The organism is Peribacillus sp. BM1 (genome assembly GCF_056679975.1).
The window spans coordinates 3,109,227-3,121,774 of the sequence record NZ_CM155259.1 but is presented as its reverse complement, the minus strand read 5'-3'; the positions used below and the strand labels follow the sequence as shown (position 1 = coordinate 3,121,774).

At 35.8% G+C, this 12,548-nt stretch carries 12 protein-coding genes; 7 read left to right on the top strand and 5 right to left on the bottom strand.

Annotation, left to right across the window (positions count from 1 at the left end; translation table 11 throughout):
* Position 1 precedes the first annotated feature (1 nt).
* The 5 genes from thiS (at position 2) to AC1MGI_RS15075 (ending at position 5,092) form a co-directional block, all read left to right on the top strand.
* Positions 2 to 205, top strand: coding sequence for a sulfur carrier protein ThiS (thiS, locus tag AC1MGI_RS15095; protein ID WP_062179599.1), 204 nt, complete (start codon positions 2 to 4; stop codon positions 203 to 205).
* A gap of 3 nt (positions 206 to 208) precedes the next feature.
* Complete coding sequence (locus AC1MGI_RS15090; RefSeq protein WP_480345954.1) at positions 209 to 976, top strand: thiazole synthase; 768 nt, start codon at positions 209 to 211, stop codon at positions 974 to 976.
* Entirely contained in the window at positions 973 to 1,989 is a 1,017-nt protein-coding gene (locus tag AC1MGI_RS15085; protein ID WP_480345953.1) for a ThiF family adenylyltransferase, read from the top strand. Before AC1MGI_RS15090 ends, AC1MGI_RS15085 begins: the two co-directional genes overlap by 4 nt.
* A gap of 1,019 nt (positions 1,990 to 3,008) precedes the next feature.
* Complete coding sequence (locus AC1MGI_RS15080) at positions 3,009 to 3,905, top strand: carbohydrate kinase family protein (RefSeq protein ID WP_480345952.1); 897 nt, start codon at positions 3,009 to 3,011, stop codon at positions 3,903 to 3,905.
* An 899-nt stretch (positions 3,906 to 4,804) separates the two neighbouring features.
* The gene (locus tag AC1MGI_RS15075; protein WP_480345951.1) at positions 4,805 to 5,092 is read left to right on the top strand and encodes a hypothetical protein; all 288 of its coding nucleotides are present in this window, start codon (positions 4,805 to 4,807) and stop codon (positions 5,090 to 5,092) included.
* Positions 5,093 to 5,694: 602 nt separating this feature from the next.
* Here the strand turns inward: AC1MGI_RS15075 and AC1MGI_RS15070 are convergent.
* From AC1MGI_RS15070 to AC1MGI_RS15060, 3 genes are all read right to left on the bottom strand, one after another.
* A complete protein-coding gene (locus AC1MGI_RS15070; protein ID WP_480349801.1) occupies positions 5,695 to 6,846 on the bottom strand; it encodes an acyl-CoA dehydrogenase family protein in 1,152 nt (383 codons plus the stop codon).
* A gap of 93 nt (positions 6,847 to 6,939) precedes the next feature.
* On the bottom strand, positions 6,940 to 7,866 hold the full coding sequence (locus AC1MGI_RS15065; RefSeq protein ID WP_480345950.1) for an MBL fold metallo-hydrolase: 927 nt from the start codon (positions 7,864 to 7,866) through the stop codon (positions 6,940 to 6,942).
* Between the two features lie 4 nt (positions 7,867 to 7,870).
* Positions 7,871 to 8,638, bottom strand: a complete 768-nt coding sequence (locus AC1MGI_RS15060; protein WP_049681480.1) for a helix-turn-helix transcriptional regulator — start codon at positions 8,636 to 8,638, stop codon at positions 7,871 to 7,873.
* A gap of 354 nt (positions 8,639 to 8,992) precedes the next feature.
* Between AC1MGI_RS15060 and AC1MGI_RS15055 the strand changes: the two genes are divergently transcribed.
* Together AC1MGI_RS15055 and AC1MGI_RS15050 are read left to right on the top strand one after the other, a co-directional pair.
* Complete coding sequence (locus AC1MGI_RS15055; RefSeq protein WP_480345949.1) at positions 8,993 to 9,814, top strand: alpha/beta fold hydrolase; 822 nt, start codon at positions 8,993 to 8,995, stop codon at positions 9,812 to 9,814.
* A gap of 260 nt (positions 9,815 to 10,074) precedes the next feature.
* Positions 10,075 to 11,439, top strand: a complete 1,365-nt coding sequence (locus AC1MGI_RS15050) for a cytochrome P450 (protein ID WP_480345948.1) — start codon at positions 10,075 to 10,077, stop codon at positions 11,437 to 11,439.
* Between the two features lie 479 nt (positions 11,440 to 11,918).
* On the opposite strand, the gene AC1MGI_RS15045 is transcribed toward AC1MGI_RS15050, so the two are convergent.
* Together AC1MGI_RS15045 and AC1MGI_RS15040 are read right to left on the bottom strand one after the other, a co-directional pair.
* Positions 11,919 to 12,077 (bottom strand): hypothetical protein, encoded by a 159-nt coding sequence (locus AC1MGI_RS15045; RefSeq protein ID WP_480345947.1) that lies wholly within the window; start codon positions 12,075 to 12,077, stop codon positions 11,919 to 11,921.
* Positions 12,078 to 12,256: 179 nt separating this feature from the next.
* On the bottom strand, positions 12,257 to 12,400 hold the full coding sequence (locus tag AC1MGI_RS15040) for a hypothetical protein (protein WP_480345946.1): 144 nt from the start codon (positions 12,398 to 12,400) through the stop codon (positions 12,257 to 12,259).
* Between the last annotated feature and the right edge of the window lie 148 nt (positions 12,401 to 12,548).

Here is a 12,548-nt window from a genome sequence, read left to right as displayed (position 1 = left end):
AATGCCCATTACATTAAATGGAAAAAATATTGATCTTCAAGAGGGAGTCAATACGGTTGAACAATTACTTTCCCACTATCATTTAGAAAACCGTATTGTCGTAGTTGAGGTCAACAAGGAAATTGTCATGAAAGAAAACTATAAAACAATGAGTCTCTCACATGGGAATGTCGTTGAAATTATTCATTTTGTAGGAGGAGGATGAAACATGTTAAAAATTGCCGATCGTACGTTTCAATCAAGACTTTTATTAGGAACTGGTAAATATCCATCATTTGATATGCAAAAAAAGGCGGTAGAAGTATCGGAAGCAGAAATTTTAACCTTTGCTGTTAGAAGAATGAATATTTTTTCAGATGAGCAGCCCAATTTTCTTGAACAACTAGATTTGTCTAAATATACGCTTCTTCCTAATACGGCTGGTGCAAAAACAGCTGAAGAGGCGGTGCGGATTGCGAAACTGGCAAAAGCTTCTGGATTATGTGACATGATTAAAGTAGAGGTAATTGGAGATGATCGAACACTTTTACCAGATCCTGTTGAAACATTAAAAGCCTCTGAAATGTTATTGGAAGAAGGATTTATTGTTTTGCCCTATACATCCGATGATGTTGTGTTAGCAAGACGTCTTGAAGAACTTGGGGTACACGCTGTTATGCCAGGTGCATCACCGATTGGTTCTGGTAAGGGAATTATCAACCCACTTAACTTAAAGTTTATTATTGAACAGTCGCAGGTTCCGGTGATCATTGATGCGGGTATTGGTTCTCCTAAAGATGTAGCATTTGCGATGGAGCTTGGTGCGGACGGAGTGTTACTAAATACAGCTGTTTCAGGTGCGAAAGATCCTGTTAAAATGGCTCAGGCAATGAAGCTGGCAGTAGGAGCAGGGAGATTAGGATTCGAAGCTGGAAGAATAGAAGAAAAAGAGTATGCGGTAGCGAGCAGTCCAACAACTGGGATGGTGACATCTTGACGAATCGGTATTCAAGACAGGAGTTATTTTTAGGAAGTAAGGCACATGCCAAAATAACAGAGGCGAGTGTAATCATCATTGGTGCTGGAGCTCTTGGATCTGCAAGTGCTGAAATGTTAGTAAGAGCTGGGATCGGGCGTCTGACGATAGTCGATCGAGATTATGTCGAGCTGAGTAATCTACAAAGGCAGCAATTATATACGGAAGAAGACGTAAGAAATCAATTACCAAAAGCCATTGCTGCCAAAACAAGACTTGAACAAATCAACAGCGAAATTATTATTAATAGTTTCATAGAGGATGTTAACGGACTGAATATTGAAGAATTGATAAAAGATCATTCAGTGATTGTGGACGCTACTGATAATTTTGAAACTAGTTTAATTGTGAATGATGCAGCTGTGAAACATGGGATTCCATTTCTATTTGGAGCATGTGTTGGAAGTTATGGACTTACATATCCGATTATTCCGGGAGAAACACCTTGTTTACACTGTTTGTTAAATCATTTGCCAATGGATGGGATGACATGTGATACCGTTGGCGTGATAAGTCCGATCGTTCAAATTACTGCGGCATTACAAGTTACACAAGTTTTACAGATTCTTTCAGGAGAAACACTTTCTCCGATGCTTCAATCAATGGATATTTGGAAAAATGAAAAAGCGGAGATCAATGTGACTCAGTTAAAAAATAAACTTTGTCCAACATGTGGAGAACATCCATCCTATCCGTTTTTACTGTTTGAAAACCAAATAAAAACAGATGTATTATGTGGAAGAGATGCCGTCCAGCTTCGACCAGGGCTGAAGCAGAAAACTTATTCCCTTCCTCACTTGTTAGAGAGATTGGGGAATCATGTTACTAATCCTGTATTAAATCGTTATTTGCTATCCTGTAAATTTGAGGATTATCGAATCGTTTTCTTTAAGGATGGCCGTGCGATTATTCATAGTACGAATGAAGCAAAAAAAGCGCGAGCTGTCTATAACCGATTCATTCAATTTTATTAGGGTTTATTATTTGGTTTAACGTTGGCGAAATGGAACCGCTGGAGAATGCTTTTTACCCATGTAGTTAGCTAGCTAGCATGGAAAATCCTGAATTTTCCTTCAGGATTCAGAGGGAAAGAAGATTGTATATATGGAATTAGGTGTAGAATTTAATACTCCTGGCATTATTAGATATCCATTTGAAAGAATGACCTATCAATAATGAGAAGGCGACCTTAATCCGATTAAACAAAGATGATTCAAGGGGGTTTAGTGAGCCTCGCGATAAAACAATAGCATTCACTGAAGAGATGCAGAAGGTGATATCTTCATTAAGTGTAGTTAAGGGCGTTAAAATGTCGCAATTACAAATAAAGGATTATTCTTCTTTCATTCAACTAGAAGATAAATATACCCCGTCAAAGTTTTACTTTAACCGAAACGAGGAAATGTTAGTGAAGGAAAGTGGAAGTATTAGCAAGGATCAAATTCCTTGTGATTATTGATTTGTGATCCTTGTTAATTCTACGTTAGTTATTAAAAGATTATGGAGTATACGATGTTTATGTCCATGTAGAGCCAAATTAATAAAGAAAAGCTAACTAAATCATTATCGCTAAAATGGGAGTTTCCAGTCGGGAAGATAGAAGTAGCTGAACTGAGCATACATCAATTAAATGGTTGTCACCAGATGAGTTGAAATCATTGGATTGGGCACCGGCATATATTCCTGCGATTGAAAAATCATCTAGACATCTATGATCAATGAATGTTTTAGAAAAAGAATTTAGCTACTCACCTGATACGTGTGAATAGCTTTTTTTATTTTATGCTACTTGAGCGCTACTATAGTGGGGTTGCATTTATAACTCTGAAGAATGCCTATGACCCTTTCATAGACACTCGTTTTATAGGTCAGTAAAATTCGCTTACAATAGGCGTGCCGATATTGATACAGAATTATAATGAATAATTTTAAAAATGCTGGTAGAATGATAATCATCGAATTTATAGAATGTTTAAAAGGTGGGACTAGTAGTTTGAGCAAAGAAGGAATCATTTCTTTAGGTGAGGCATTTGTTGATCTTATTTCCGCTGATCAGACAAATACAAGGTATCAACAGTTTGTAGGAGGGGCAACAGTGAATGTTGCAGTGAGGGCAAGTAGACTTGGCATTCCTTCTTATTATTTATGTAAATTAGGAACAGATGCCAACAGCTTGTTTGTCGCAAAGGCACTGAAAAAGGAAAACATCAATATTGACTATTGTGTTTCTTCCTTTGAGAAAAAGATATGTAGTGTGTATATACATCTTAACGAGGATGGTGACAGATATTTTCATAAATATGTGAACGAGACTCCGGATGAATGGTTAACCGTTGATGAATTAGAGCAAGAACTTTTTCATGCTGGGAAAATCTTTTATTTTAGCTCTGGGACACTTTTCAATGATAAAGCACGAAAAACGACAGAACAGGCGTTAGCATATGCAGAAGAATATCACATGCTGGTGGCGTTTGATGCGAACATTCGCTTAAAGCGTTGGGAAAGTGAAGAAGAATGCAGAGAGCGGGTCTCTTCTTTTATGAAACGAGCTGATCTTGTGAAGGTGACGGAGGATGAATTGCTGTTCCTGACAGAAGCAAGAACAATGGAGGAAGGTCTAGTTAAAATGTCTAGCCTGAACATTCCGTTTCTGTTCATTACAATGGGGGAAGCGGGAGCATGTGTTTTACATGATGGAAACATAATGGATGTTCCAGGAATCAAAGTTAAGGCTGTAGATACAACTGGTGCGGGAGACGCTTTTTTTGCAGCTATTTTATCTCATTTTCACAAAGAGGGAGTGCCAGTGGACGATAGCCAATTAAAGGAGTATGTTCGTTTTGCCAATGAAATAGGTGCAATTGCGACGACAAAAATTGGTTCATTGTAATTATACTGATCAAGGAAAAGGCTAATTATTGAAGGGATTTCTTCTACACGACCTAATGATAAAGTATTACATTCAAACTAAAGGGCAGCTTTCCTTATAGATCTAGCTGCCAAAAGGATGAAGAATAAGTTATACCAACAAAGCGAAAGGATGTGTTCTTATCGTTGAAAATAAATCAAAAACCATCACAACCAAGAAGTTCAAATAAACGCCTTTGCGTTGCAAGAAATATCACATTCATTATCCAAATGAAAATGAGCATTGGCTACGATTACTCTCGAAGTAACCGTATTACATAGAGAAAAATTGGTCCTAAGCAATTTTTCAGAAACATAAATCTAGATATTGGTGTGAAATGTTCAAATTCAATAACTGTATTATAGGTTATTACTTCTACAAAACGAATTACATAAGGGACTTAAATTGGCTAAAAAAGAATCTCTGTAAGCTTTCAAAATTGGTACAAAGTTCGAATGGAGCGGCAATAACCGTTCCTTTTTGTCTTTTTCGTGAATTCAAGTAGTTAAATCTTAATCTGAAACGAGGAATGTTAGCGTCATAAGAAATAGCAGTAAATCACTGATTTTTTATGAATAGATTTTAGAATATAGTTAAATTACTGTGTGATTACAACCAGGTTTCCCTAATTAATATTAATATTGTTAAGTTTGCTTGAAATGAATGATTTTATTTGATTGTTTAACATAGCTCCAAAAAAATAACGAATTAAATTTACAATATATAATAATAACATTCGTATTTATATATCAAAAATGCGATTCCTTCACCAGCGGAACACAACATACTTTAGGAAAAACACGAACGTTGTAAATGTTATTAGATATAAAGTAACTAAACAACAAGTATATCCGTCAATTCTGGAAAGGAGGAAGAAAATATTGAAAAAGTTAGTATTAACTCCAATGTTGATTCTTTTATTTATTGTTTTGATGGGTTGTAATTTGATTCCATCTAAGAACAATTTGTCGATTGAAATGATAGCATTCAATGGACTTACAGATGAAGAACAGGATTTAATTCCTGTAAGTCCAAAAGATTCAAAAATTGATAAGGACTATGACAAAGATCAAGTTTATTCTGTTACATTTAATAATACCGAGACAGATTCTTCAGGAAAACTTACGGTGTTTGTTGATCTGGATAAAGAAGCAGTTGTTGGGAATTGATTTATAAGTAAATAAATCAATTCCTTTTTTTATTTACCAAATGGCGCATTTAGCTATAAAAAGGGAAGCACATAGATAAAGGGGTTTACTTTTACTTTAATTATTTTTTCTAGTTTACATAATATATATTATAGGAAGTCATTTTATTTCTTTGTATTCCGTCTCATATACTAAGAATACTTAATGAAATGAGACGGAAGAAGAATTTTTTCTAATTTTCTAATGGTTTGTGATTTGTACTAAATTACTTTTTATTAAGTTCAAATCATTTTATACAATTGCAAAATAAATTAACTATACAACGGAAAGAAAAATTGAAACTTATTTAATAAAATTCTTCCTTAATTAAACATGATATTTTGTAATTAAGTTTAAATCATGTATTTTAATTACCGAAAATCTAATCCTGATTTACGATCGGAATTGCATATTCAATGATAATTATCTTGAGTCTACTTATATTATATCTATTTCATATATTCCGTAATCAAAACGTAATTGATACGATTTAATTAATCCAACACGTCCTACTCATACATAAAGTGTTTGTCCAAAAAAAGTCTGCATAAAGGAATTATTCCTCTTATACAGACTTCTTAACTTTATTTATCATACAATGCTTGTTTAGCTAATGTGATTATTGCCATATCTTCCATAGGCGGATTATGCAGGCCAGCTCGGACATCTCGATAATAACGTTGCAAAGGATTCGTTCTTTGTAAACTTTTTGCTCCTACAACACGCATGGCTAGATCAACAATTCGAATTGCTTTATTTGTTACCGCTACTTTTACAGCCGCTAAATCCGTTGCTAGTATTTCTCTATTTTCTGGTTGTGATTGCCATTTATTCGTTACTGAGTAAAGAAAATGACGAGCTTCCGTTAATTCCAATTCAATTTCACCGATTGTGCGCTGTACATTGGGTAAATCTCTGATGGGTCCACTTATACTATTAGGAGCATAAGTTTTGGCAAATTGCACTGCATAGTTTCTTGCTGCAGTTGCAATGCCTATGTAACATGCCGGAATATGTAACATCCAACCGGTTCCAGGTTTATTGGCTGTTTGCTTATGTTCAACAAAATAACGGTCAGGAATTTTCACATGTTCAAGGATTAAATCATGGCTACCTGTTCCTTGCATAGAAATCATATCCCATGTCTCTTCAATTCGAACACCTGTAAGATTTCGATGGATGAAAAAAGTTCCCACACATTCTTCTTGCGGCACCCAGGCAGTAACGAGAAAAATATCTAGGACAGGTGATAATGTCGTAAACGTTTTTCTCCCCGTAATAATCCAGCTATCCCCATCCTTTACAGCAGTTGTTTCAGGTCTCCCTCCTCGCGTTGGGCTTCCCGTTTTTGGTTCAGTTGCTGCGGTATTTACTAATGCTCCGTTACCGATTTCTTTAAAAAATTCATCCATTACGACTTCATCCCAAGACTTTTTTTCCATTAAGCTAAGAACTGTTCCAACATGCCAACCAATAGAAAGCGCAGTAGGACCACATTCCATCGCGATCCGCTCCTGTGCCAAAATAAAGTCGTATAACGAACCTCCATGTCCTCCATATTCTTTCCCTAATGTTAGCTTGGTGTAACCGAAATCTTTTAATTCCTGGATATTTTCATAAGGAAATCCTCTCGTTTCATCTAACGTTCCTGCACGTGAAGCAAAGTCCGAAATTGATTCGCCTAATTGTTCAATATATGTTTTTTGTTTATCAGTTTGAAAAAATGACAACGGTATTCCCTCTCCTCTATTATACTTTGCCTCACGTTAGCGCATTGCATTGTATTGATGTTTTTTTTCATTCACCTAAGTAAAATCCGTACATTTTGATTAAACTTCCAACCAAAGTGTTCCACCAATATCCAATACTTGTAATTGCTTTTCGGGTAGCTCTTTCGTTCTCCATTCCCACTTTAATCGATCCAAAGCTTCTGGTCCTGTATCATCAGCAAGACGGTAAGTACCATAGTGCATTGGAATGAAGGAAATGCCTCGTAGTTCCTGAAAAGCTTTCACTGCATCTTCCGGATTAATATGAGAATCTTTCATAAACCATTCAGGCTCATATGCTCCGATTGGCATTAATATATGCTTGAGATTAAATCGTTCAGCGATTTCTTTAAACCCACGAAAATAACCAGTATCACCTACAAAATAGATAGAATGGTCCGCTTCAATTGCTTCGATAATCCAACCGCCCCAATGTGATGAATTTGTATCGAGTAAACTGCGACGTGTCCAATGCTGCGCAGGAACGAAACTCAGTTTCAGGTTTTGGCACTGAAACGAGTCCCACCAATTCGCCTCAATAACATTCTTGTACCCTTTTTTCAAAAAAAGCTGTTTCAGACCATAGGGAACGTAATAAATCGGATTACCTGGCAATCTACGAATTGTTCCAAAATCAAGATGATCATAATGACCATGTGAAATAATCACGATATCAATATCCGGTAACTGGTCAAAAGAAAGGCCAGGCTCTGTCATCCGCTTTTGTGTACCCTGCCATTTTGCCCAAACAGGATCTGTTAAGATATTCACCCCACCTAATTGAAGCAGAAACGTTGAATGTCCAATCCAAGTGATACTAGGTTTGCTTCGATTACTTTTAAGCTCTGTTACTTGTTTGTTAATTGCTTGAGGAATTAATGTGTTTAAATCCTTTTTCTTTGCACGTCGTTCTTTACCCCATTGAAGCAATTCCTTTACCGATTTCGTATTCATAACACCATCTAAATTTTCATATTTGATTTTCACTTGATTAGCCTCTCACATTCGTACTTTCTCGTTCTAAAAAAGAAAGAACACTTCCCAAATATTTCTGAACTTCTTGAACCTGATAGGCAGCAGAATCAGCAATTTGTTTGTAGTGATGCTGACCCTCATCGGTTATTCTCAAATAACGCTTTGTCCGTTTTTCACTTTCCCATCGACCAACCATTAGTCCCCCTTCCTCCATTTCATGAGAAAGATCATACAAATAGCCATTACTAGCAATCCAGCCGTATTTAATTTTCAATAAATCACCAATCTCACCCATATAAATTGGTCTTTTCGTAAAAGCCGCTTTTAAAGTAACATAGCGAACCAGATCTTTGACGGAAATAATTTTTGAAAAATAAGAGCGATATTCTTCAGGAAGTTCATGGATCACCGGTGGGTTTTCACCTGAACCTTTTAAATCAAACATGAAACGATCAATCACGTGCTTAACTTCACGAAATCGTTCTGAGAAATTATCTTGATACCATTTATAAAGCTCATTACCCTTTTCCGTATTTTGATAATAATGCCTACCTTTTACTGTGTGAAACTTTAAATGACCGGAACCCACAAGTTGTTTGCATGTTTTACATAAATAATCATAGCTATGAATTTTACCTGTAAATAGCTTTTGCAGTTCCTGATGAATCGCACGCGGGTAATTTGAATGGTTGGATAGCGTTTGCAGCAAATACATCGTTAAAAACTCACGTTGACTTAAACCAACTGTCTCCAGTGTTACAGTAGTAGTATCACTTTTTTTCATGGCAAAGCCCCCTTAATTTATTAGAATACTCGTTCGGTTCTTGTAATCTATTATCCTACATTTACTGGTAAATAGCACGTAAATAGGGTTTTCTTACCTCACATATGCCTAATACGTTTCAAAATCAATATGTATCAAGATATGTGTTTTTTAATACTTTCCTATTAAAAATTTATTAAAAACCACAAGCAGTTAATTGCATTTTAACATAAAAATAAAATGAGGAGCTCGATAGTATTCACTTTCAATCAGAGAGATTTATAATCTGTTGATTTTGAAGTTATTTACTGTTTATGAACCTATTTTATCACCTATAGAACTAATACAATACAGTATTTTTGGAGGGGATGAAGATTGGATAAGCAAAGTCTATTTTTACATGGCAAAAAAGTATCGTATATTGAGAGGGGTAGCGTTAATGCCCCACCTGTTCTTCTATTGCATGGGGTGCCTGAATCAAGCCTAGTATGGAGAAAAATGTTCCCGTGTATTGCGTCTTGTGGGTATAGAGCCATTGCACCGGATCTCCCAGGATTCGGTGACAGTGACCGATTTGATGAACCCTCAACATGGGAGCGTTTTGAGCAGTTTATTTCGGATTTCACAACTAAATTAAATTTGGACAAATTCCATTTAATTGTACATGATTGGGGAGGTCTAATTGGTTTGAAATGGGCATGTGATCATCCAGAGAACATTCTAAGTCTGTTTGTTTCCAACACTACATTATCAGAAGAGTATAAATGGCACTCGCTTGCACAGATTTGGCGAACACCTAGGACCGGAGAAAAAGTAATGGAACTGATGGCTAATCGTTTACATTTTCAAAATGAAATGAAAAAGACCATTCCGAACATACCGGACGAAACTGTGGAAGACTTCTATCGTGTCTTTCAAACACCTGAATCAAGCAGAGTAATCTTAGATTTATACCGTTCGGGAAATTTAGAAAAAGTAAAAACGTACAATGAAAAACTCAATCATATCAAAATACCAATCACCATCATTTGGGGAGAAAATGATCCATATATCCCTAATGAGTTTGCCTACAAACTTCAGAATGAAGGTCTACCACATGCAAACGTTTATATTATTCAAAATGTAGGTCATTTCATCCAAATCGAAGTTCCTGATGAAGTAAACTTTTATATTCAACAGCATTTTCAAAACGTATAAAATGAGGTATTTTGTTTTATCTGCCCCTACCCTTCAACTCTTTACACTACCTTTAACACTTCTTCATTTTTTTAGAATAAATAAAATGAAGAAAGGATGCCTTGTTCAGACTTTGTCTCTATTAGGCATCCTTTTTATTATTTACTTGAGGAAATAGCCATTTTATTTAATTTGATCTATGTTTTCAAACTTAGTCCAAGCTTATATACATAATTGTCATAGCATAATAGGAGTATTTCACAAAAGGAGGAAACACCCAATTGGCTGATTCAAATGTTTCACTTAATATTCCACAAGGACCAAAAGGAAGACTCTTTACTGGTCATACAAAGGATTTTCAAGCTGACCCGCTTGCCTATTTTACTCATTTAGCAAACGAATATGGAGACGTTGCAAAATTTCGGTTTGGACCTTTTCAGAATGCATATCTGATATCCAATCCGGATTTAATAAAGGAAGTACTTGTAACAAAACAGAAATTCTTCATAAAATCAAAGGCCATGCATTCTTTAGAAGACATTTTGGGCAACGGCCTTTTCACGAGTGAAAAAGAATTTCATATGAGTCAAAGAAAACTTATACAGCCCGCTTTTAGAAAGTCACATATTAATAGTTATGGCCAAAATATGATTGATATTACGACGGATTATCTTTCAACTTGGAAAAATGGGGAAGAACGAATAATTACGCAGGATATGATGAGCATTACTCTCGGAATCATTTGTAAGACGATGTTCAGCATGGATTTGAAACAAGGATATGAACTTCTTGGTAAATCAGTTGAAACAGTAATTAAAATGGCCGTCAAAAGGATGAGACCTATTATTCAACTTCCATTATGGATTCCTACAAAAAATAACCGTCAATATAAAAAGGTAATCCAAGAACTCGACCAAGTCATCTATAGCATGATTGAAAAACGTAGGGAAAATCCAAATGGCCATGATGACATGCTTAGAATTCTTATGGATGCCAAAGATGACGAGAATAGATTGGGTATGACAAACAGGCAAGTACGTGATGAATTAATGACCACCTTCCTTGCCGGTCATGAAACGACTGCAAACGCGCTATCCTGGACCTTGTATTTACTTTCTCAGCATCCTGAAGTGGAAAAGAAACTTTTTGATGAAATAGATACCGTAATTGGAAATCGTCCCCCAACTCCTGACGATTTCAAAAATTTAACGTATACACAAAATATTATTTGGGAATCTCTTCGCGTATACCCACCTTCCTTTATTGTAGAACGAGAAGTCGAAAAGGATGTAATGATAGGAGGTTATCAGTTTAAAAAAGGAGAAATGGTTATGGTAAGTCAGTATGTGATGCACCGCAAACCAGAGTATTTTGACAATCCAGATTCCTTTATTCCGGAGCGATTTGAAAACAACTTTTTGAAAACGATCCCGTCATACGCCTACTTTCCCTTTGGAGGAGGTCCGCGAGTTTGTATTGGGAATCATTTTGCCTTAATGGAAGCGGTGCTTGTCCTAGTATGCATTGCCCAAAAGTACCGGATAAAACTTGCGCCAGACCATCATGAGGTAACCCCTTTCCCTACTATTACACTCAGGCCAAGGCGTGGATTACGAATGGTAGTAGAAGAAAGAAAATCAAATTGAAACACTTCCGAGTTCCTCTATTGATTTTTAAAAGTAGAAACATCTATCCCTTTAAATATAATTGTACTTAGTAACAGTCAGCTAACATTTTTATCCTTGATCAATTAAACGGCTGCCATGAATGGACAGCCGTTTAATTGATCAGTCTGCTTATTACCTGTCAGAAATTCAACACTTGTAGCATGCATTCATTTCATTTTGTGCCATTTCACATCGAGGTTCATCAATCATCTTTTAAAAATGAACATAAATAGAGGCTGTCCCAAACACAAATCTGACCTTGCTCTTAATAAACAGTAAATCGTGTTACATACACTTGAATGAAAACTATTTATTAGAGCTTAATAGTCTGACTTATTGCTTTTAGGACAACCATTTTTTTCTATATGCGATTGTTCGATACATATTATTTACATTATTAACTTCAGAGCCTTTTTCTTTAGTTTTACTGCAGGATTAGTGATAAGTTTTGTTCACATTCAGCTCTTAATTATTTCATCATGTGGAAAATCGCTTTCTGAATAATCATCAAGTTCCTTTAAATATACAAAGAAATCGTAATATACAAGTATTCCCATCCCTAGATATTCCAGCACAGGATCGACGTGACTCTTACTCGTTGTATATAGCATATACATGGATCAGCCCTCCTTTTGCTAATTGGCAGAACCTCATCATATATGCCTTAGACTTAGTGGCTAATAAATAACTGGCAGCCATTTAGTAATTTGATCAGATACATCACAGGTGTTTCTTAGAGCTGTATAGCCACTTTTAGAAGCCCAATTTATTCTTTTATTCCTACGTGTAGAAAGGCTTACTGAGGCATAAACACCACGACAACTTGTCCAACTCTATATTCTGAAGTATTCGGCACTAATAACACCTCTACTAAAATATGTTTCCTTATTAAATCGGATTGGACAACCATCATAATCTTCAAAATAAATCGATCAGACATGGACATAAATCCGCTGATTAGGGCAAAAACCTTAGATGAAATTTAAGCTCTGACAAGATGGATTCGTTAAACTTAATTAACATAAATAACCCAATGGACACATCCACAAAAAAATAAAAACGCGAAGTCATAATCCCTTCGCGTTTTT